The following is a 21,777-nucleotide window of genomic DNA, read 5'->3' on the forward strand; positions in this document are numbered from 1 at the left end:
GTGTCGGGAGGCAAGCGACTCCCGGCACGATCCAGCTTTTTCCTTCTTCGTGCCTTTGCGCCTTTGCGTGAGATTTAGATTTTCTGGTTTCGCGCAAAGGCGCAAAGGCACGAAGATAAGGTGGAAAGCCGAAGCCCGCCTTCGCGGGGCTGACGGAGGATTGAAATGCACGTCAATCATGATGCCGACGCGGGCGCCGCGACCGAAATCGCCTTCGACGATTTCCTGAAGGTCGACATCCGCATCGGCACCATCGTCGCGGTCGAGCCCTTTCCCGAGGCACGCAAGCCCGCGTTCAAGCTCGAGATCGACTTCGGCCCCGCGATCGGGGTGAAGAAGAGCAGCGCGCAGATCGTCGACCGCTATGCGCTCGAAGACCTGCCGGGGCGGCAGGTCGCCGCGGTCGTCAATTTCCCGCCGCGCCAGATCGGCAAATATATGTCCGAGGTGCTGACCCTGGGTTTCGCCGACGAAGCGGGCGCGGTGATCCTCTTCGCGCCCGACACCGCCGTGCCCAACGGATCGCGGCTGTTCTGATCTTCCCCTGACCGCGGATGCGGGTTAGGCTTCCTACTAAAAGGGGAGGGACGACCATGACTTTACCGGTAACCGCCTTTGTGGGCGCCGTCTGCGCGCTGCTCCTGCTGTTCACTGCGATCCTGACGGTACGCCAGCGATTGCGGCTGGGCGCGGCGTTTGGTGACCATGGCGACGACAAGCTGATCGCCGCGAGCCGCAGCCACGGCAACCTCGCCGAATATGCGCCGATCACGATCATCCTGCTCGGCTTGCTCGAAAGCGCACGCGCCAACCATATGGCGCTGGTGGCGATCGGCGCGATCTTCCTGATCGGGCGCGTGGCGCATATCGTGGGACTCCACACCCCGTCCCCGCCCGGAAAGGCCCCGCTCGGCCGCCAGATTGGCGTCGTCGCGACCTTCGCCAGCCTGCTGGCGCTGGGCGGCTGGACCTTGTGGATATTGGCGACGGTGAATTTGTAGGGCGGTTTGGGCTGGTTTTAGGACATTATAGCCCTCTCCCCTTCAGGGGAGAGGATAGCGAAGCTTGCTCCGTCAGGAGCTAGCGAAGCTTGGAGAGGGGCCTAGCCGCCAGCGGACGGAAACCCCTCTCTACTCCGGCTAGGCAGCAAGCTGCCAAGCCTTCGTATCTCTCCCCTGAAGGGGAGAGAGCATAGCCTTTCAATGGCGGCCAACGCGCGAAACCCGCCACTCAGACCGCCGGGCGGCCTTCAATCCCCCACCAACGCCACCGCCCGGATCCACCCCGCGCTCGCGCGTTCGATCTTCACCGGGAAGCAGCTCAGCGTCCAGCCGGTCGGGGGTAGCGCGGCGAGGTTGGTGAGCTTTTCGATCTGGTAATAGGGCTGGATGCGCCCCGCCTTATGGCCTTCCCAGATGATCTTCGGGTCGCGCGTCTCCGCCCAGCGCCGCGCGGTGTGGCTGAACGGCGCGTCCCAGCTCCACGCGTCGGTGCCGACCACCTGCACCCCGCGCTCCGTGAGGTACAAAGTCGCTTCCTCGCCCATGCCGCAGCCCTGGTCGGTGAAATTGTCGGTGCCGTACACCGCGCCCGACTGGACGAGCACGATGTCATAGGGCCGGAGTTCGTGCCCGATGCGCGCGAGTTCGGCCTCGACCTCGGCGGCGCCGATCACATGGCCCGCGGGGCGATCCGAAAAGTCGAGCTTCACGCCCGGCCGGAAAAAGAGGTCGAGCGGCGCCTCGTCGATGCTCGGCGCCGGCGTCGCGCCGCGGTCGGTGGTCGAATGGAAATGCCAGGGCGCGTCCATATGCGTGCCGTTGTGCGTGCTCAAGGTCAGACTCTCGACCGCCCAGCCTTCGCCGTCGGGCAGGTCGTCCTGCGTCAGCCCGGGAAAGAACATCGCGATCTGCTGCCACGTATTTTCGTGGGTCATATAGGTGATCTGCGGGCGCATCACCGGCGGGTCGGACACGACGTCGTTGGTGATCGGGATCGAGAGGTCGATGAACTGCATGGGGGCCAGTCTGCCACCGGAATGACGCTACGCCAAGAAGGCTTGCGCGGTGCGACCGGGCAGCTACACCGGCGCGAACCCGTTCGGGTCGAGCGAAGTCGAGACACCCATCGGTCGGGCTTGCCTTCCAGGCATCTCGACTTCGCTCGATGCGAACGGGAAGGGGATTGGCCCGCGAGGCCGAGGGAGAGACTATGACCGATAAAGCCGCGGCCGCCGACCATGGCGCCGCCTATCAGCCGACCGCGAAGGATATTCGCATGGTCATCGCCGCCTCGTCGGCGGGGACGATCTTCGAATGGTATGATTTCTTCATCTACGGCACGCTCGCGGCGATCATCGGCAAGGCCTTTTTTCCCAGCGACAATGCGACGCTCGAAATCCTGCTCGTCTGGGCGGGTTTCGCGGTGGGTTTCGGCTTCCGGCCGCTGGGCGCGGTGCTCTTCGGCTTCCTCGGCGACCGGCTGGGGCGCAAATATACCTTCCTCGTCACCGTCACCCTGATGGGCATCGCGACCGCCGGGGTCGGCATGATCCCCTCGGCGGCGGCGATTGGCATCGCGGCGCCGATCATCGTGATCCTGCTCCGCGTGCTGCAGGGGCTGGCGCTCGGCGGCGAATATGGCGGCGCCGCGGTCTATGTCGCCGAACATTCGCCGCCCGAAAAGCGTGGTTTCTACACCAGCTTCATCCAGGCGAGCGTCGTCGGCGGTTTCGTGCTGAGCCTGATCGTCGTGCTCGGGTGCAAGGCGGCGATGTCCGACGCGGTGTGGGAAAGCTGGGGGTGGCGCGTGCCCTTCCTGCTGTCGCTGATCCTGCTCGCCATCTCGCTGTGGATGCGCCTCAAACTCTCCGAAAGCCCCGTGTTCCAGGCGATGAAGGCCGAGGGCGAGCTCGCCAAGAATCCGCTCAAGGAAAGCTTCACCTATCCCGGCAACCCGCGCCGCATCTTCATCGCATTGTTCGGCATCGCCGCGGGGCTCACGGTGATCTGGTACACCGCGATGTTCTCGGGCCTCTCCTTCCTCAAGGGGCCGATGAAGGTCGACGACACCGCCGCCGAGATCATCGTTGGCGTCTCCGCCGCGCTCGGCATGGGCTTCTTCCTGTGGGCGGGGCATATTTCCGACCGCATCGGGCGCAAGAAGCCGATCGTCTGGGGCTATGCCGCGACGCTGGTGCTGCTGTTCCCGCTCTTCTGGCTGATGGGCAGCGTCGGTAACCCCGCGCTGACCGCGGCGGCCGAAAAGGCGCCCGTCGTCGTCACCGGCTCGCTATGCGATTATGATCCCTTCGCGCAGGTGCAGGAAACCGCGTGCGGCAAGACGCTCGGCGAACTCACCAAGCTCGGCGTGCCTTACACCATCGTCGGCAGCGGCAGCGGCTTCGATAGCGTCAAGGTGACGATCGGCGGGCGCGAGGTCGCGGGCGAGGATGTCGCGGTGCTCAAACCCGCGCTCGAGGCGATGGGTTATGATTTCGAAAAGCAGATTCCGGGGCCGCTCGGCATCGCGGTGATCGTCGCCGCGCTGCTCGGTTTGAGCGCCTTGTCGGGCTTCACCTACGGCCCCGTTGCCGCGCTTCTCTCGGAGATGTTCCCGCCGCATGTGCGCTATTCGTCGCTGTCGATCCCCTATCATTTGGGCACCGGCTATTTCGGCGGTTTCCTGCCGCTGATCGCGAGCTTCATCATCGCCAAGACCGGCGATGCCTATGCCGGGCTCTGGTACACTTGGGGCGTGGTGCTCCTCGCTTTCCTCGTCAGCGCCTTCATGCTCGAGGATCCGGTCGAGGGGCAGTGGGACAAGGACGCGGCGGCGCCCGCGGCCTGATCGCCCCATTGGCGCTGCGCCTTTTCGCCGCTAGGGGCGGGATATGATCGATATCGCCGCCCCGCTCCGTCTCCGCCTCGACAGCGAGGCGCTCGTCGCCAACTGGCGCTGGCTTGCGCGGGCGAGCGGCGGCGCGGCGACCGGCGCGGCGCTCAAGGCCGACGGCTATGGCCTCGGCGCGCGCGCGGTGATGCAGCATCTGGCGGCCGCTGGCTGCCGCGACTTCTTCGTCGCGACCTGGGCCGAGGCGACGGCGTTGATGCCGTTGCCCGCGGGCGTGTCGCTGTCAGTGCTCCACGGGGTGGGCGAGGTCGACATGGTCGCGGCGCTTACGCTGCCCGCGCGGCCGGTGCTGAACAGCGTCCAGCAGGTCGCGCGCTGGCGTGACGGCGGCGAAGGGCGGCCGTGCGACGTGATGGTCGACACCGGCATGAACCGCCTGGGGCTGACTGTCGCCGAGGCGGCGGGCGGCGCGCTAAACGGGCTCGCGATCGAGACCTTGCTCAGCCACCTCGCCTCGGCGGACGAGGACAGTGCGCAAAATACGCAGCAGCTGGCGGCCTTCCGCGCGCTGCGCGAGGTGATTCCGGCGCGGCGCTACAGCCTCGCGAACAGCGCGGGCATCTGCCTCGGCGCCGACTATGCCTTCGACCTCACGCGCCCCGGGCTCGCGCTCTACGGCGGCGTGCCGCGCGGCGAGGCGGCGGGGCAGCTCCGCCAGGTGGTCTATCCCGAAACGCGCGTGCTGCAGCTACGGACGGTCGAGGCGGGCGATACGGTGGGTTATGGCGCGACCTGGCGCGCCGGCGCCCGCACGCGGGTCGCGGTCGCCAATATCGGCTATGCCGACGGCTATCTGCGCTGCCAGTCGGGCGGCGTCGGCTTCGCGCACCGGCAGGGGCACATGCTGCCCGTTGCGGGACGTGTTTCGATGGACCTCACCGCCTTCGACGCGGGCGATCTCGCGATCGGCGAGGGCGACTGGCTGACGCTCGGATACGATCTGCCCGAGGTCGCGGCGCGATCGGGCCTGTCGCAATATGAGCTGCTGACCGGCCTTGGCGCCCGCTTCGACCGCGTCTGGGGCTAGGGGACCGTTTTCGGGCGAAACCTGACATTCATCTCCTCCCCGCTTGCGGGGAGGGGGACCGCGCTGGAGGGGGCTCTCGGCCTGACGCGTCGCTAAAGGACGCCCCCCCCCCCTCCGTCAGCGCTTCGCGCTGCCACCTCCCCACAAGTGGGGAGGATCGTCTCGTTTCCACCTCAATTCCGCCCCAATCACCAAAAGAAAAAGGCCGCCTTCCCGAGGGAAGGCGGCCCGTTTCCGTGGCCCGTGCCGACTGGCTTACCAGTTGGCGCGGATGCCGGCGTAGAAATAACGACCGAAAGTGTCGTACGGATCGCCACCAGCGGTACCCAGCAGGCCGAGCGGCGGCTTTTTGTCGAACGCGTTGTCGATGCCCATGTAGAAGTTGAACTTCTTGTCGATTTCGAAGTTCGCGCGGAAGCTGTGGTACAGCGCATCGGGGTAATAAACGCGGTCGAACGCATCCAGATTCTGCGGCGGGAGCGTCACGATCTCGCCCGGGGTGCAGGTGCCGCCGCCGGGAATGGTACCGCTCGTGGGGCACGGATCCTTGTACGAGTTCTGCGCTTCCCAAAGGCCGATCGTCTGCTTGCCGATGTACCGCACCGTCCAGCTGACATCGAGTTCGCCGAAGTCGTAGTTGATGCTCGCGTTGGCGGCCCAGCGCGGGTCGCCCAGCTCGCTCATCTGACGGTTCGGGTCGTTCGGGTTCAGCGGGTTGGTGAAGTTGTCGAGGCGAAGCAGATAGGTCGCGATCGCGCGGAACGACATGCGGTGACCATTGTCGAACGTCCGGCGATACTGGACGTCGAAGTCGATGCCTTCGGTCTTTTGCGAAGCGAAGTTCACGCCGCCCGAAATCACGGCCGCGGTGTTGTCGAACAGGCCGGTGGTCGCATCGCGCTGGACGGTGGCGCAGAACGGGTTGTTGATCCCGCCGGCGTCGTCATAGCAGAGGTTGATGATCTGCTGCGCACCGAGAACCGCGATCAGGCTCTGGACCTTGATCTTGTAATAGTCGACGGTGAAGTTGAAGCCCGGCAGGAAGCTGGGTTCGACGACAGCGCCGAGCGTCAAGCTCTTGCCGATTTCATTCTGCAGCGTGGGGTTGCCGCCCTGCAGGAAGCTGGTCGACGACGTACGCGCGGTACAGTTAACGAACGGTGCGCCGATGGTGCCGGTGAACGACGTGCCGGCGCAAGCCGCGACGAGCGCCGCATTATAGGTGGTCGGCACACCGGCTGCGGCGCAGTTTGCGACGCGGTTCGGTCCCAGGCCGATGTTCGCGCTGTCGCAGGGATCCGCGATGAACGCGAAGTTCTGCGACTGGGGCGAGAACAGATCGGTCTGGGTCGGCGTACGCACCGAGCGTGCATAGGCGGCGCGGAAGCGGATGTCCGGGATCGGCGCATACAGACCCTGGACGTTATACGCCCAGACCGTGCCGGCCGACGAGTTGTAATCCGACACGCGCGCCGACGCGTTGACCGACAGTTCCTCGGCGAAGGGCATGTTGGCGAGCAGCGGGAGGCTGATTTCGCCGAATGCTTCCTTCACCGTCAGCTTGGGCGGCGTGAACGGCTGGATCGCGTTCAGGAACGTGCCGCCGCTTGCCGTCAGGGCGTCGAAAGCCGATTCGGCCTTTTCTTCGCGATATTCGGCACCGAGTGCGAAACCGATCGGGCCGCCCGGCAGTTCGAACAGCTGCGACAGGTCGCCGGCGACGCTCGCGAGCGCGACGAACTGTTCGGCCTTTTCCTTGCGGATCGCCGTCGTGTTGACGAAGTCGAGCGCGGCCTGGCTCGGCGCGCCGACACCGAAGACGTTGATCGGAACGCAGTCCGGGCGCGTCACGGTCACCGCGTTGACGCGGCAGACGATCTGGCCGGCGGCGTTGCGGGTCGCGTCGAGCGCCAGCAGGAAGCCGTCGTCATTGCCCTGAAGATCGAACAGCTTCAGGTTGTTGAGCGACTGCAGCTTGGTCTCGAGCCGGCCGTAGTTCAACGAGATTTCATAGTTCCAGTCGTCGTTGAACGTGCCTTCGATCCCGCCCACGATGCGATAGGTGTCGCGATCGTGGATTTCGCCGCGACCACCGAAGTCGGTGTTGAAGCGTTGGATCGTGAAGGTGCGGCTGTCGGGCGTCGCGTTACAGACGCCGAAGCCCTGCAGCGTCTGTAACGCCTGGGTGGTCAGGAACGGGTTGTCGCAGCGCAGGTTGGTACCACCGCCGAAGAAACCGGGGACGCTGCCCTGGAAGAAGCTCGGCTGACCTTCCTGGACCGCGTCGACATGGACATACTTCGCTTCGACATAGGGACGGAAGGCGTCGCTGATGTCATAATGCGCGAGCAGGTTGACCGCATAGCGCTGCAGGCCGGCCGCGAGCTGGCCGGTGTTGCGCAGCGTCGAACCGAAACCGCCTTGCTGGTTGCCCGAACCGACCGGCGAGAACGCCTGATCCGGTGTGTCGATGAACAGGTCGCCGTTCGGCCCGAAGCGCAGATAGCGGCGACGGGCGTTCGATGCCGCGTCGAGCGCGCCGATCGTGCCGCCATCGCTGATCGCGGCGTTCTTGATGCCGCACAGGAAGGTGCTGTCGGGAATGCCGTCGCTGTTGCTCGGGCCGGTTTCGCCGCCCGCAGCACCGCCAAGGTCGGTCAGCTGATATTGGCAGCGACCCGAATAGGCGCCGGTCAGGCTGTCACGATCGCTGAAATACAACGCTTCCGAGCGAGCATATTCGGCCGACACGGCGACGTTGCCGCGGCCGTCGGCGAAATTCTTGCCCCAGGTGCCGCTGACGAACACATTGCCACGGTCGCCGCGCGACGAGACGCCGCCCTGCGCGCGCAGGTTGATGCCGTCGAAGTTGCGCTTGGTGATGAAGTTCACGACGCCGGCGACGGCGTCCGAGCCGTAGATCGCCGAGTTGCCGCCCGTGACGATGTCGACGCGCTCGAGCAGGTCGACGGGAATGGTGTTGACGTCGACCAGATAGTCGCCCGGCAGCGCGGTGATGTGGCGCTTGCCGTTGACCAGCACCAGCGTGCGGGCGATGCCCAGGCCGCGAAGGTCGAGGATGTTCAGGCCGGCGGTGCCGATGAAGCGGGTCGAGTTGCCCTGGCTGAAGGTCGAACGCAGCGACGGCAGGTCGTTCAGCGCGTCGCCCAGCGAGACGTCGCCGGTGTCGGTCAGCTCGCCGACGTCGACCGAAGTCAGCGGAACCGACGATTCGAGCGTCGGACGCGCGATGCGCGATCCGGTGACGACGATGGCGCGATCGGTATTTTCGTCCGAATCGCAGACGCCGTTTTCATTGGCGTCGACGCAATCCGCGGCGTCCTGTGCGAGAACAGGCTGGCTCACGGATATCGCTACTGCAAAGGCAGCAGCACCCATAAGCAGGTGCGACTTATTCATGTGGTAACTCCCCGGTTGCCCGTTCAAAAATAGAGATGAACGGATTACGCTCTAGAAAGACCGAAAACGAAACAGGCACAAGCCCCCTGTGGCAATTTTCTGACGGCTGCACGCCATCCGCATGACATTGTGTCATTTTCGCAACAGTCGCCGGCGCGGCACCGGAATTGGGCAGAATAACAAGGTTGTGGGAGCGCGAAACAGAGGCGGTGCCAAGGCTTGGGTGGGGCCATAATTATGTCAAATCCAACGTTTCAGTTGAAACTATATTACTTTACTCGGCTCGTCGCATCCTTGAGGCAGCAGTCCGCCGCTCGGCGCGGCCGGGCTGCCGCACAGATCTTTGGGGCGCGCGATATCGGCGAATCGCCGCCGGACCCGCCTTCATGTTGCGACGCATCATAGATTGATGCTATTGCCGCTTTTCAACGTTCAAGCCCGGCGCGGCGGGGTCGCCTTTGTCACGGGTCAGGGAGCAGCAACACCATGGCGAAGTCCAAGGCGCCGGCCGACGGCGACACGGTTACGATCAAGAAATATGCGAACCGGCGCCTCTATGATACCGAGCGCAGCTGTTACATCACGCTCGAGGATCTGGGGACGATGGTCCGCGACGGCCGCGATTTCCGCGTCGTCGACGCCAAGAGCGGCGAGGATATCACGCACAATGTGCTGACCCAGATCATCATGGACGAGGAAACGCGCGGCGAGACGCTGCTGCCCGTCAATTTCCTGCGCCAGCTGATCGGCATGTACGGCGACAAGATGCAGTCGATGGTGCCGCAATATCTTGAAGCGTCGATGGCGACCTTCCGCAAGAACCAGCAGGATGTGCGCGCCGCGCTCGAAGGCGCGCTGGGCTCGAACCCGCTCGCCGAGCTCACGCGGCGCAACCTCGAGATGTTCCAGCAGGCGACCAGCGCCTTCATCCCGGGGGCGGCCGGGACCAAGGCCAAGGATGCCGAGATCGCGGCGCTCAAGGCCGAAATCGCCGACCTCAAGGCCGAGCTCGCCAAGAAGAAATAAGAAGGGCTTCTCCCGCCCTCAACGACGGAAAATCGAAATATCATGGTCAAACATGCGCTCAGCGTAACCCGTCAGGCCGACTTCGCGGCCTGGTATCAGGATGTCATTGCCGAAGCCGATCTCGCCGAGGAATCGGGCGTGCGCGGCTGCATGGTCATCAAGCCGTGGGGCTATGGCATCTGGGAGCGCATCCAGAAGGTCATGGATGCCGCGATCAAGGACGCCGGGGTCCAGAACGCCTATTTCCCGCTCTTCATCCCCCTGAGCTTCTTCGAGAAGGAGGCCGACCATGTTGACGGCTTCGCCAAGGAAATGGCGGTCGTTACCCACCACCGGCTGATCGCGGACGGCAAGGGCAAGCTGGTGCCGGATCCCGAAGCGAAGCTCGAGGAGCCGCTGATCGTCCGCCCGACCTCGGAAACGGTGATCGGCAATGCGATGAGCCGCTGGGTGCAGAGCTGGCGCGACCTGCCGCTCAAGGTCAACCAGTGGGCCAATGTCGTGCGCTGGGAAATGCGCACGCGCATGTTCCTGCGCACCAGCGAATTCCTGTGGCAGGAAGGCCATACCGCGCACGCCGACAAGGCCGACGCGATGGCCGAGACGCTGCGCGCGCTCGAAATGTACCGCGCCTTCGCCGAAGATGTCCTCGCAATGCCCGTGATCGCGGGCGAGAAGCCCGAGAATGAGCGCTTCCCCGGCGCGGTCGCGACCTATTCGATCGAGGCGATGATGCAGGATGGCAAGGCGCTCCAGGCCGGCACCTCGCACTATCTCGGCACCGGCTTCGCCGAGGCGGCGGGCATCCGCTACCAGGACAAGGACGGCGGCCACAGCCTGTGCCACACGACCAGCTGGGGCACCTCGACGCGGATGATCGGCGGCGTCATCATGACGCATGGCGACGACGATGGTCTGCGCTGTCCGCCGCGCATCGCGCCGCACCAGATCGTCATCGTCCCGATGCTGCGCGACAACGACGAGGACGCGGCGATCCTCGACTATTGCCGCGACCTGGAGGCGGGCCTCAAGGCGCTCGACGCCTTCCGCGAGCCCGTGCGCGTGCTGCTCGACACCAGCGGCGCGAAGGCGCAGACCAAGCGCTGGGGCTGGGTCAAGAAGGGCGCGCCTTTGATCGTCGAAGTCGGCCCGCGCGACGTCGCGGGCGGCAATGTCGCGGTGATCCGCCGCGATCGTCTATATCAGGAGAGCGGCAAGCTCGACACGGCGTTCGTCGCCAAGGGCGAGTTCGTCGCGGGTGCCGTCGCGATACTGGAAGATATCCAGGCGGGCCTCTACGCCGAGGCCAAGGCGCGACTCGATGCGAATATCGCCCGCGATGTCACGGATCTGAAAGCACATTTCGCGGGCGACGACAAATTCGTCGGCTGGGTCGAAGTGCAATGGTCGCGCCCGACCGGCGCCGCGCTCGACAAGATCGTCGAGCAATTGAAGGCGCTCAAGCTGACGATGCGCAACACGCCGCTCGATGCCGCGCCGGCCGCTGGTGCGTGTTTCTTCACCGGCGACCCGGCGGTCGAACGCGTGCTCGTCGGACGCACCTACTAAAGCCTTGCCCGCGGCTTGGTTAGCCGCGTGGAAACCCCGAATGTCGTCCTTCGCGAAGGGCTTTTCGGCTATGCAGGGCTTACAGGGACTCGGCCGAAGGAAGTTCCGCGCACTGCGTAGCGGTGAGGTCGTGCGCCGCGCGCGCTGACAGGGGAAAAATCATGATGCGACGGACGATCGCGGCCATGGCGGCTGCCTCGACGATGGGTGCCGGCATAGCGCCGGCTTACGCCAAGACTCCCGGCAGCCTGTCCGACCTCGTCGGCGCGCGCGCGCCCGGCGCGGAAAGCGAGATGCAGGACCGCGGCTACAAGATGGAGAGTTTCAGGAACGGCGGCCAATATTGGTGGAACGGCGACAGCGACATCTGCGTGCGCGTTGTCGTCAGCCAGGGGCGCTATGCCAGTGTCGACAAGGCGGATGCGAGCGACTGCGGCAAGGGCGGCGGCGGCTCGGCGGCGGCAGCGGTCGGCGCGGTCGCAGCGATCGGCCTGATCGCCGCGCTCGCCAGCCACAAGAAAAAGCATGGCGACAACGGCGGGGATCACGACAGCGAATATTCGCGTGGGTATAACGACGGTCTCTACGGCGGCCAGTATGATCGCAACGACAGCGAGGGCTATCACGACGGCTTCATGGCCGGCGAGGCCGAGGCGTCGAACCGCCGCGCGTCGAACCGCGGCTATGCGCGCGGCGGGTCGCAGGCGGCGCGCGCGGCGTGCGAGGCGCGCGGCGACCAGTATCAGAACGCGCCGGGCGGCAGCAGCGTCGCGGTCAGCCAGCGCGGCGACGGCTCGGGCAACACGGTCTTCACCATCGCCACGGGCCATTATCGTTCGCTCTGCACCGCCGATGCGTCGGGGCGCGTGATCGACATTTCGCCCTATTGACGCAGCGATGGGGGTGACGCGTGCCGCGTTGCCCCCTATCTGCGTACGATGCCACGCAAAATCCAGGCCGGTCTGCCCTCACGCGACCAGATCATGCGCTTCATCGCCGACAGTTCCGATGCGGTCGGCAAGCGCGAGATCGCCAAGCATTTCGGCCTCCACGGCGCCGACAAGGTCGCGCTGAAGGCGCTGCTCAAGGACATGACCGACGAGGGGCTCGTCGACATGGCGCCGGGCCGCGCCTTTCACAAACATGGCGGATTGCCGCGCGTCACCGTGCTGCGCGTCGCCGCGATCGAGGGCAGCAATGTCTGGGCGGTGCCCGACCGCTGGGAAGGCGCGGGCCCGCCGCCGCGGCTGCGCGTGATGGAGCAGGGCCGCAAAGGCGCGCTCGGCGTCGGCGACCGCGTGCTCGCGCGCACCGAAGAGCGCGGCGGCGGCCATGTCGCGCATCCGATGAAGCGGCTGCAGGCGAGCGCCGAACTCATCATCGGCGTGCTCGTGCACGACGTCGGCCCGGGCGGCAAGGCGATGACCTGGCTGCGCCCCGCCGACAAGCGCGCGCGTTTCGACTTCGCCGTCGCCGACATGGGCGATGCCGGCATCGGCGACCTCGTCCGCGCCGAACTGACCGGGCGCGGCCCCGCGACCAAGGCCAAGGTCATCGAGCGCATCGGCGATCCTTTCGCGCCCAGGGCGCTCAGCATGATCGCGATCGCGCGCCACGAAATCCCGCATGTCTTCGGCGCCGAGACGCTCGCCGAGGCCGAAAGGGCCGCGAAGCTGCCGCTTACCCCCGAGGAGCGCGAGGATTTGCGCGACCTGCCGATCGTCGCGATCGATCCGATCGACGCGCGCGACCATGACGACGCCGTGTGGGCGATCCCCGACGAGGATGCGGGCAACAAGGGCGGCTTCAAGGCGATCGTCGCGATCGCCGACGTCAGCTACTATGTCCGCCCCGACGGCGAACTCGACCGCGAGGCGCGGCGGCGCGGCAACAGCGTCTATTTCCCCGACCGCGTGGTGCCGATGCTGCCCGAGACGCTGTCGGCGGGCGTCTGTTCGCTGAAGGCCGGTGCCGATCGCGCCGCGATGGCGTGCCACCTGGTCGTCGACAAGCATGGCAAGGTGAGGTCATGGCGTTTCACCCGCGCGCTGGTGCGGCTGCGCGCGAATATCGCTTATGAGCAAGCGCAGGCGGCTTATGATGCGAGCGAAGCGCGCGAAGGCTGGGATGCCGACGTGCTGCCCGCGCTTCAGAATCTTTGGGACTGCTGGGCCTTGCTCGCCAAGGCGCGCGCTGCGCGCGCGCCGCTCGACCTCGACCTGCCCGAGCGCCAGGTGATCCTCGACGAAGCGGGCGGCATCGCCGAGATCCGTGTCCGCGAGCGGCTCGATTCGATGCGGCTGATCGAGGATTATATGATCGCGGCGAATGTCGCGGCGGCGAAGGCGCTCGAGGCGAAGAAATCGCCGGTGATGTACCGCATCCACGAGCCGCCGAGCCGCGAAAAGCTCATCAGCCTCAAGGATTATCTCGAAACCTTCGAGCAGAGCTTCGCGCTGGGGCAGGTCATCACGCCCGCAGTGTTCAACCGGCTGATCGACGGCTTTTCGGAGGACGACCGGCTGCCCGAGATCATGCAGGCGATCCTGCGCAGTCAGACGCAGGCCTATTACGGCCCCGCCAATTCGGGCCATTTCGGCCTCGCGCTGGGCAGCTACGCGCATTTCACCTCGCCGATCCGCCGCTACGCCGATCTGGTCGTCCATCGCGCGCTCGTTGACAGCTACCGCCTCGAAGTGCCTGGAAAGTCAAAGGATCTGCCTGCGCGCACCGGGCTGGGCGAGGCCGATGCCAAGGGGCTGTCGCGTATCGGCGAGGCGATCAGCGCGCTCGAACGCCGCGCGATGGAGGCCGAGCGCGAGACGATCGACCGCTATGTCGCGGCCTATCTCGCGAACAAGACCGGCGAGATCGTCGCGGCGCGGATCACCGGGGTGCAGCCCTTCGGCTTCTTCGCGACGGTCGACGGGCTCGGCGGCGACGGGCTGGTGCCGGTGTCGACCTTGGGCAGCGAACGTTTCTTCTACGACGAGGCGGCGCGCACGCTCGACAGCGAGCATGGACGGGTGAGCTATAGCGTCGGCCAGCGGCTCGACCTCCGGCTGATGGAAGCCAATCCGGTGAGCGGCGCGCTGCGCTTCGAACTGCCCGATGCGCCCGAGGGCGGCTTCCGGGGCAGCCCGCCGCGCCGCGACGGGCTGAAGAAGGCGGGCAAGCATGTCGTCGGGAAGCGTGGCCGGCCCGCGAATATCAAGCACAAGGGGCGGAAGCGCTGAGCTTTTCCCCTCCCTGCAAGGGAGGGGTTAGGGGTGGGTGAGAGCGGAGCGAGCCGTACCGACGTTGACCTTCGCCGCGAAGTCGCTGACCCACCCCCGGCTCCTCCCTTTCAGGGAGGGGAGATTATTTGCCCGCCAATCGCTGCAACAACGCCGCGCTCTCGGCATCCGCAGGAAAAAAAGCCTCGATCGCCAGCTCCGACAGCGTGATATCGACCGGCGTCCCGAAGATCGTCACCGTCGACACGAACGAAATCCGCCCCGCGATCGTATCGAGCAGCAAAGGCACCGCGATGCTGCTCACTGCGCCATGGCCGATGTCGTTCGCCGGCCCCGGATAGCCCGCGATTTCGCCCCGCAGCGTGATCAGCCCGGCGTCGGCGCTCGCCTCGATCTGCAGGTCGAGCCGGTGCAATATATGCGCGCGCCACATCGCATAATTGACGATCTGCGGCGCCAGCCCGTCGGGATGCAGCGCGATGCGCAGGACATTGACCGGCGGCGCCAGCAGTTCGGGCGACACCTGTTCGATCAAAATGGCAATGGCGTCATTCGCCGCGATCATGTTCCAGTGCCGGTCGACCGCGAGCGCCGGATAGGGCTCGTGGCCCTTCAGCACATGTTCGACGATCGTCTTCATCCCCGCCATCTCGGCACTGTCGAGCGGGCGCTCCTGATAATTTGGCGCGTAGCCAGCGGCGAGTAGCAGCGCGTTGCGCGCGCGGTGCGGCACTTCCAGGCAGTCGGCGATCCGCTGGAGCATCGATGCGCTGGGTTTCGACCTGCCGGTCTCGATAAAGCTCAGGTGCCGCGTCGAGATTTCGGTGTCGAGCGCGAGGTCCATCTGGCTCATCCGGCGCCGCGTGCGCCATTCGCGGAGCTGCTCGCCCAATGGTGATGCCTGCATCGTCCTTCTCCTTCGCGGGCAGCAGCTATACCTCGGCCTTCGACATTTCCATTACCTCGGGCGTAATCGACCCGCGGCGATTCGCGGCATATCTGGACCGGGTTCGAAAGGAGAACCCATATGTCGATCTTCAACCTCAAGACCATCCTCGTCCTCGACGCCGTTACCTGTACCGGCGTCTTCGCCATCGGCCTGCTCGCCGCCGCGCCCGTCGGCGAGCTGCTCGGGCTGCCTGCCCATGTCGTCGCGATCGGCGGCTGGATCTGCCTTGCCGCGGCGCTGCTGATGGTCGTCGCCGCGCGGCAGGCGGTGCCGGGTTCCGCGCTCGTCAAGCTGATCGCGCTCGGCAACTTGGGCTGGGTCGCCGCCAGCCTTGGCATCGTCGGCACTTTCGCTGCGACGATGACCGGCCTCGGCATCGCGGTCGTGATCGCGCAGGCCGTGGGCGTCTTCGCCTTCGCGGTGCTCGAATGGAAAGCCGCGGGAGCGAGCACCCGGCTCGCGCTGGTCTAACCCCACCCTAGCCCTCAGCCTGTCGAAGGGCGCCTATCCGGGAAGCGCCCTTCGACAGGCTCAGGGCTACGGCTTTGAAATCAACTCAACGCATCGAGTCGGGCGATGTCGATGCCGCCCGGCACCAGCATCACCGGACAGGGGAGCGTGCCCGCATCCTGTCCGGTGAAATGCGCGACCAGCGGCCCCGGCGCGCCGCTCGCCGCCGTCGCCAGCACCAGCGCGGCGATTTCCTCATTCTCGGCGATCACCTCGCACACGACCTCGGCGGGCTTGCCCGATTTGACCAGGATTTGCGGCACGACATTGCATTCCTGCGCCACCGTATCGGCCGCCGCTGCGACCAGCGCCTCGGCATGCTCGCGCGCTTCGGCTTCGATCGTCGCCTGCACCCCGCCGAACGCCACGAAATCCTGCGGCGGAATGATCGCCAGCACCGCGACCCCGCCGCCGGTGCGCGCCGCGCGCCGCGCCGCGAAGCGCAGCGCCAGGCTCGCTTCCGGGCTGTCGTCGATCACGACCAGATAAGTACGCATGCCCCGACCCCCCGCTGATCATTTTGCGGGGAGGACCCCGCTATGCTTTTTGCGAGGAGAGAGTGCGTCACATTCGTATGAAACGCAAGTTTGCCCCGATGGACGTTGACGAACGATGGTCTTATGACGAGGGGGTAATCCGTAGCGGCAGGCCCGGCCTGCAAGACTGACAGGGACAAGTCCAACGATGCCGATCGAACTCAAAATGCCCGCCCTCTCGCCGACGATGGAGGAGGGCACGCTCGCCAAATGGCTGGTCAAGGAGGGCGACAGCGTCAAGTCGGGCGATCTGCTCGCCGAGATCGAGACCGACAAGGCGACGATGGAGTTCGAAGCCATCGACGAAGGCGTGATTGCCTCGATCCTGGTCGCCGAGGGCACCGACAATGTGAAGGTCGGCACGGTGATCGCGACGATCGCGGGCGAGGGCGAAGACGCCAGCACCGCCAAGGCGGCGCCCGCTGCTGCCGCCCCGGCTCCGGCCGCGAAGGAAGAAGCGCCCAAGGCTGCCGAACCCGCGCCGGCTCCTGCTGCCGCTGCTACGTCGACCCCGGCTCCGACAGCCGCCGCCGCGCCCGCCGCATCGGGCGAACGCATCAAGGCCAGCCCGCTCGCCAAGCGCCTCGCCGCCGAGCGCGGCATCGACCTCTCGACCATCAAGGGCAGCGGCCCCGGCGGCCGCATCGTCAAGGACGACCTCGACGGTGCCCCGACCAGTGCGGCGGCGCCCGCCGCTGCTGCAGCGCCTGCTGCAGCCGCGCCTGCCGCCGCTCCGGCGCCCGCAACCGCTGGCGCGATCCCCGATTTCGGCATCCCGCACGAGGACGAGAAGCTCAGCGGCATGCGCAAGACGATCGCGCGCCGCCTCAGTCAGTCGATGCAGGAATCGCCACACATCTACCTCACCGTCGATATCCGCCTCGACGCGCTGCTCAAGCTCCGCGGCGAGCTCAACGCCAGCCTCGAGGGGCGCGGGGTCAAGCTCAGCGTCAACGACATGCTGATCAAGGCGCTCGCGGTCGCGCTCGAACGCGTGCCGTCGTGCAACGTCAGCTTCGGCGGCGACGTGATGCGCAAATACAGCCGCGCCGATATCTCGGTCGCGGTCAGCATCCCGGGCGGCTTGATCACCCCGATCATCGTCGACGCGGGCGGCAAGTCGATGTCGAAAATCTCGACCGAAATGGCCGAACTAGCGGCGAAGGCGAAGGAAGGCAGGCTCCAGCCCAGCGAATATCAGGGCGGCACCGCCTCGATCTCGAACATGGGCATGATGGGGATCAAGCAGTTCACCGCGGTGATCAACCCGCCGCAGGCGATGATCATGGCGATCGGTGCGGGCGAAAAGCGCCCCTATGTGGTCGACGACGCGCTCGCGATCGCGACGGTGATGTCGGCGACCGGCAGCTTCGACCACCGCGCGATCGACGGCGCCGACGGGGCGCTCCTGATGAAGACCTTCAAGGAACTGGTGGAGAACCCGCTGGGGCTGGTGGCGTAACATGCCCGAGGGGCCGAATAGCCCCTCTCCCCTTGCGGGAGAGGGGTTGGGGAGTGGGGTCCGCGCCGCGTCCGCGGCGCACAAGACTCTCTCCGAAGTCCTCGCCCGCAAAGCCCTGTTGCTCGACCGCGCCCGCCAGATGCGATCGAACCCTACCGATGCCGAACGCCGGCTCTGGTCGATCCTTCGTGCGGGTCGGCTCGAAGGGCTCCGCTGGCGTCGTCAGGAGATCATCGACGATCGCTATATCGCCGACCTCATCTGCTTCGAACATCGCCTGATCGTCGAAGCCGATGGCGGCCAGCATGGCGAAAATCCCTACGACGCTGAACGCGATGCCTATCTGACCGCGCAAGGCTTTCGCATCCTGCGCTTCTGGAACAACGATATCCTCGCCAATAGCGATGGCGTCGCTGCGAACATCCTCCATGCCATCGATTCCCATGGCGCGCAGACGCGCGCCGACCCCACACCCCAACCCCTCTCCCGCAAGGGGAGAGGGGCTTTTGAAGGAGCCCATAATGGCTGACACCAATTACGACCTCATCGTCCTCGGCTCGGGCCCCGGCGGCTATGTCGCGGCGATCCGCGCGGCGCAACTGGGCCTGAAAACCGCGATCGTCGAGCGCGAGAATCTCGGTGGCATCTGCCTCAACTGGGGCTGCATCCCGACCAAGGCGCTGCTCCGCTCGGCCGAAATCTATCATTATATGCAGCATGCGGGCGACTATGGGCTGATCGCGCAGCAGATCAGCGCCGATATCGACGCGGTGGTGAAGCGGTCGCGCGGCGTCGCCAAGCAGCTCAGCCAGGGCGTCGCCTTCCTGATGAAGAAGCACAAGATCACCGTCCATATGGGCGAGGGCAAGCTGACCGCCCCCGGCAAGATGGAGGTGAAGGGCGAGAACGGCAGCGAAACCCTGACCGCCAAGAACATCATCATCGCGACCGGCGCGCGCGCGCGCGACCTGCCCTTCGCGCCCGCCGACGGCAAGCGCATCTGGACCTATCGCCACGCGCTCGTCCCGCCCGAAATGCCCAAGAAGCTGCTCGTCATCGGATCGGGCGCGATCGGGATCGAATTCGCGAGCTTCTACAGCGACATGGGCGCTGACGTTACGGTGGTCGAGATGCTCGACCGGCTCGTCCCCGTCGAGGATGCCGACGTCTCGGCCTTCCTCGAAAAATCGCTCAAGAAGCAGGGCATGACGATCCACACCGGTGCGGGCGTCGAGGAATTGAAGGCGACCGCGACCGGGGTCTCGGCGAAGATCAAGGGCAAGGACGGCAAGGTCGAAAGCGCCGAGTTCAGCCACGCGATCGTCGCGATCGGCATCGTTCCGAACACCGAAAATATCGGCCTCGAAACGCTCGGCGTGAAGACCACCAGGGGCCATATCGACACCGACGCGCTATGCCGCACCAACGTCCCCGGCCTGTGGGCGATCGGCGACGTCACTGCGCCGCCGTGGCTCGCGCACAAGGCGATGCACGAATCGGTGATTTCGGTCGAGGCGATCGCGGGCAATCATCCGCACGCGATGGACGTCCGCAACATCCCCGGCTGCACCTATTGCCGCCCGCAGATCGCCAGCGTCGGGCTGACCGAGGCCAAGGCGAAGGAGCTGGGGTATGAGGTCAAGGCCGGCACCTTCCCCTTCATCGGCAACGGCAAGGCGATCGCGCTGGGCGAGGCCGAGGGTTTCACCAAGACCGTGTTCGACGCCAGGACCGGCGAACTGCTGGGCGCGCATATGATCGGCGCCGAGGTCACCGAGCTGATCCAGGGCTATACGATCGGCAAGACCGCCGAGCTGGTCGAGGATGATTTCATCGGCACCGTCTTCCCGCACCCGACGCTCAGCGAAACGATGCACGAAGGCGTGCTCGCGGCGTTCGGGCGGCCTTTGCATATTTGATTGGACTCGCACGAAGCCACGAAGCCACAAAGAGGTCTTAACCCCGTTCGCCCTGAGCTTGTCGAAGGACCGTTCTTCTTGCGACGATGAAGAAATACGGTGCTTCGACAAGCTCAGCACGAACGGAACTGGATAGTTCTCTTTGTGGCTCCGTGGCTTTGTGCGAGTTTTTCCGATTTGAGGATTCGAGCCATCGCCAGCCGCCACAGCCGCTTCCTGATCGCCGCCGTCGCGCTGCTCGTCGCCGTCGTCCTGCTCGGCTTCGCGGTGGTCGCCGGCTGGACGCAGGCGATGGACCTCCGCATCTCGACCGATCTCGTGCTCCACGTCGATAAAAGCGAACCCGCCTTCATCGCCTTCATGCAGGGGGTGAGCTGGATCGGCGGCGGGCTGCCGCGCTGGATCATCGTCATCGCGCTGTCGGCGCTCGTCTGGCACTGGTGCGGGCCGCGCTGCGCGGCCGCGCTCGCGGGCGCGTCGCTGCTGTCGAACCTCGCCTCGAGCTTGCTCAAGTTCGGTTTCGGCGTCTCGCGTCCCGACCTCATCCCGCATCTCGACCACCAGACGAGCTTCTCCTATCCCAGCGGCCATGCGACGAGCGCGGCGGTCGTCTATCTGACGCTGGCCTGGCTAGCGCCGCCGCGCTGGCGCCGCGCGGCGTGGAGCCTCGCGGGGGTGATGATCCTGCTCAACGGCGTGTCGCGCATGATGCTCGGCGTGCATTGGGCGAGCGACATTATCGGCGGCACGATGCTCGGCGCCGCCTTCGCGCTGCTCGGCGCGGTCTTCGCGCGCCGCGACACGCCCGCGGCATAAGAAAATCCTAACCGTCCGCTGCTATGGCCTTTTCCGCACAAGGAAGAGGGCTTTTTCATGCGCGCTTTCGTCGGCTGGCTCCTGGCACTGGTCCCCGTCGCCTATATCGGCTTCCTGCTCTGGCATTTCGCCGGGGTCGGCGGCGGGTCGATGCAGGGGATCGCCGGCATCGGGCTTGGCCCCACCGTGCTCGGCCTGTCGGTCATCGGGCTGCTGTTCCTGATCGGCCCGCTGGTCAAATTGCTCCGCGTCGCGTCGGGCGCGAACCGCGTCCCGGGCGCCGGGCTCGACATCGGCGACGACATGCCGACCGAGGGTTTCGACGCCGACGCCGCCTTCGCCAGCTATATGAGCCGGCGCGAAACCCCGCCGCCGGTCGAAACCGATCCGCAGCGCCCGGCCCCGCGCCCGGGCGGTTTCGGCCGCAAGGGCGTCTGACCCCTCGACAGGCGCGCCGCGACGTCTAGTGTCGCGGACATGGCTCAAGGCACCCACGATTTCGTCCCCGATCCGCGCAACGATGCGATCCTGATCAACGTCAACGGCACGCTGGTGCCGCGCGCCCAGGCGAGCGTGTCGGTGTTCGACAGCGGTTTCATGCTCGGCGACGGGGTGTGGGAGGGCATCCGCGTCCATGAGGGCCGCATGGCGTTCCTCGACCAGCACCTCGATCGCTTGTGGGAGGGCGCGAAGGCGATCGCGATGGACATCGGGATTTCGCGCGAGGCGCTGATCCAGCGGCTGTACGACACGATCGCCGGCAACCAGATGACCGCCTGCCACATCCGCCTGATGGTCACGCGCGGCATCCGCTCGACCCCCTATCAGGACCCGCGCGTCGTGATCTCGCCCGCGACCATCGTGATCATCGCCGAGCATAAGGACCCGCTACCAGCCACGGTCGAGAAGGGCCTGTCGCTCTTCACCGTCCATGTCCGCCGCGGCGACCCCGCGGTGCAGGACCCCAAGCTCAATTCGCATTCGAAGCTCAACTGCATCACCGCCTGCATCCAGGCGGCGCAGGCGGGCGCCGACGAGGCGCTGATGCTCGACCCGCACGGCTTCGTCGCGACGTGCAACTCGACGCATTTCTTCATCGTGCGCAGGGGCGAGGTGTGGACGTCGAGCGGCGATTATTGCCTCGGCGGCATCACGCGCGGCAACGTCATCCGCCTCTGCCGCGAGGCGGGCATCCCGGTATATGAGAAGAATTTCTCGCTCACCGACGTCTATGGCGCCGATGAGGCCTTCGTCACCGGCACCTTCGCGGGTGTCGTGCCCGCGCATACGATCGACGGGCGCGTGTTGACCGAGGGCAGGGGGCCGATGGTCGAGCGGTTGCAGACCCTCTATAAAGCGTTGATCGAGCGCGATATTTCGGGACAAGCCTGAAGA

The 21,777-nt window shown here is 66.0% G+C and carries 19 protein-coding genes; 15 read left to right on the top strand and 4 right to left on the bottom strand.

The genetic code is table 11. The features are described from left to right. The first annotated feature begins 165 nt into the window (after positions 1-165). Together AC1RNQ_RS11130 and AC1RNQ_RS11135 are read left to right on the top strand one after the other, a co-directional pair. Complete coding sequence (locus AC1RNQ_RS11130; RefSeq protein ID WP_493171202.1) at positions 166-537, top strand: tRNA-binding protein; 372 nt, start codon at positions 166-168, stop codon at positions 535-537. A 56-nt stretch (positions 538-593) separates the two neighbouring features. Then, a complete protein-coding gene (locus AC1RNQ_RS11135; protein ID WP_493171203.1) occupies positions 594-1,001 on the top strand; it encodes an MAPEG family protein in 408 nt (135 codons plus the stop codon). 248 nt (positions 1,002-1,249) lie between these two features. On the opposite strand, the gene AC1RNQ_RS11140 is transcribed toward AC1RNQ_RS11135, so the two are convergent. Further along, positions 1,250-2,017, bottom strand: coding sequence for a cyclase family protein (locus AC1RNQ_RS11140; protein WP_493171204.1), 768 nt, complete (start codon positions 2,015-2,017; stop codon positions 1,250-1,252). A gap of 194 nt (positions 2,018-2,211) precedes the next feature. On the opposite strand from AC1RNQ_RS11140, the gene AC1RNQ_RS11145 reads away from it, so the two are divergent. After that, positions 2,212-3,849 carry an MFS transporter gene (locus tag AC1RNQ_RS11145; RefSeq protein ID WP_493171205.1) on the top strand — a complete coding sequence of 546 codons (1,638 nt, stop codon included), beginning with the start codon at positions 2,212-2,214 and terminating at the stop codon, positions 3,847-3,849. A gap of 43 nt (positions 3,850-3,892) precedes the next feature. Next, positions 3,893-4,939, top strand: coding sequence for an alanine racemase (locus AC1RNQ_RS11150; RefSeq protein ID WP_493171206.1), 1,047 nt, complete (start codon positions 3,893-3,895; stop codon positions 4,937-4,939). Between the two features lie 255 nt (positions 4,940-5,194). On the opposite strand, the gene AC1RNQ_RS11155 is transcribed toward AC1RNQ_RS11150, so the two are convergent. Then, a complete protein-coding gene (locus tag AC1RNQ_RS11155) occupies positions 5,195-8,305 on the bottom strand; it encodes a TonB-dependent receptor domain-containing protein (protein WP_493171207.1) in 3,111 nt (1,036 codons plus the stop codon). Positions 8,306-8,845: 540 nt separating this feature from the next. Between AC1RNQ_RS11155 and phaR the strand changes: the two genes are divergently transcribed. From phaR to AC1RNQ_RS11175, 4 genes are all read left to right on the top strand, one after another. Continuing rightward, positions 8,846-9,385: a polyhydroxyalkanoate synthesis repressor PhaR gene (gene phaR / locus AC1RNQ_RS11160; RefSeq protein WP_493171208.1), complete on the top strand. Its 540-nt coding sequence runs from the start codon at positions 8,846-8,848 to the stop codon at positions 9,383-9,385. Between the two features lie 42 nt (positions 9,386-9,427). Next, on the top strand, positions 9,428-10,954 hold the full coding sequence (gene proS, locus AC1RNQ_RS11165; protein WP_493171209.1) for a proline--tRNA ligase: 1,527 nt from the start codon (positions 9,428-9,430) through the stop codon (positions 10,952-10,954). A gap of 161 nt (positions 10,955-11,115) precedes the next feature. Then, positions 11,116-11,844, top strand: a complete 729-nt coding sequence (locus AC1RNQ_RS11170; RefSeq protein ID WP_493171210.1) for a hypothetical protein — start codon at positions 11,116-11,118, stop codon at positions 11,842-11,844. 48 nt (positions 11,845-11,892) lie between these two features. Then, positions 11,893-14,190 carry a ribonuclease R family protein gene (locus AC1RNQ_RS11175; protein ID WP_493171211.1) on the top strand — a complete coding sequence of 766 codons (2,298 nt, stop codon included), beginning with the start codon at positions 11,893-11,895 and terminating at the stop codon, positions 14,188-14,190. Between the two features lie 124 nt (positions 14,191-14,314). Here the strand turns inward: AC1RNQ_RS11175 and AC1RNQ_RS11180 are convergent, their stop codons facing one another. After that, positions 14,315-15,097, bottom strand: a complete 783-nt coding sequence (locus tag AC1RNQ_RS11180; RefSeq protein ID WP_493171212.1) for a helix-turn-helix domain-containing protein — start codon at positions 15,095-15,097, stop codon at positions 14,315-14,317. Positions 15,098-15,217: 120 nt separating this feature from the next. Here AC1RNQ_RS11180 and AC1RNQ_RS11185 point away from each other — a divergent pair, with 120 nt between their 5' ends. Continuing rightward, on the top strand, positions 15,218-15,610 hold the full coding sequence (locus tag AC1RNQ_RS11185) for a hypothetical protein (protein WP_493171213.1): 393 nt from the start codon (positions 15,218-15,220) through the stop codon (positions 15,608-15,610). An 80-nt stretch (positions 15,611-15,690) separates the two neighbouring features. On the opposite strand, the gene AC1RNQ_RS11190 is transcribed toward AC1RNQ_RS11185, so the two are convergent. Then, positions 15,691-16,146 (bottom strand): universal stress protein, encoded by a 456-nt coding sequence (locus tag AC1RNQ_RS11190; protein WP_493171214.1) that lies wholly within the window; start codon positions 16,144-16,146, stop codon positions 15,691-15,693. Between the two features lie 187 nt (positions 16,147-16,333). Between AC1RNQ_RS11190 and AC1RNQ_RS11195 the strand changes: the two genes are divergently transcribed. The 6 genes from AC1RNQ_RS11195 to AC1RNQ_RS11220 all read left to right on the top strand — a co-directional run bounded on the left by AC1RNQ_RS11195 (position 16,334) and on the right by AC1RNQ_RS11220 (position 21,774). Next, positions 16,334-17,647 carry a pyruvate dehydrogenase complex dihydrolipoamide acetyltransferase gene (locus AC1RNQ_RS11195; RefSeq protein ID WP_493171215.1) on the top strand — a complete coding sequence of 438 codons (1,314 nt, stop codon included), beginning with the start codon at positions 16,334-16,336 and terminating at the stop codon, positions 17,645-17,647. 118 nt (positions 17,648-17,765) lie between these two features. Beyond that, a complete protein-coding gene (locus AC1RNQ_RS11200) occupies positions 17,766-18,176 on the top strand; it encodes an endonuclease domain-containing protein (RefSeq protein ID WP_493171216.1) in 411 nt (136 codons plus the stop codon). Further along, a complete protein-coding gene (lpdA, locus tag AC1RNQ_RS11205) occupies positions 18,169-19,566 on the top strand; it encodes a dihydrolipoyl dehydrogenase (protein WP_493171217.1) in 1,398 nt (465 codons plus the stop codon). The genes AC1RNQ_RS11200 and lpdA overlap by 8 nt, the downstream gene beginning before the upstream one ends. Positions 19,567-19,743: 177 nt before the next feature. Then, a complete protein-coding gene (locus AC1RNQ_RS11210; protein ID WP_493171218.1) occupies positions 19,744-20,382 on the top strand; it encodes a phosphatase PAP2 family protein in 639 nt (212 codons plus the stop codon). A gap of 57 nt (positions 20,383-20,439) precedes the next feature. Next, complete coding sequence (locus AC1RNQ_RS11215; RefSeq protein WP_493171219.1) at positions 20,440-20,820, top strand: hypothetical protein; 381 nt, start codon at positions 20,440-20,442, stop codon at positions 20,818-20,820. A gap of 39 nt (positions 20,821-20,859) precedes the next feature. Further along, positions 20,860-21,774 (top strand): aminotransferase class IV, encoded by a 915-nt coding sequence (locus AC1RNQ_RS11220; RefSeq protein WP_493171220.1) that lies wholly within the window; start codon positions 20,860-20,862, stop codon positions 21,772-21,774. Positions 21,775-21,777: the final 3 nt, after the last annotated feature.

The sequence above is a fragment of the Sphingopyxis sp. GW821-FHT12F08 genome (genome assembly GCF_058806755.1).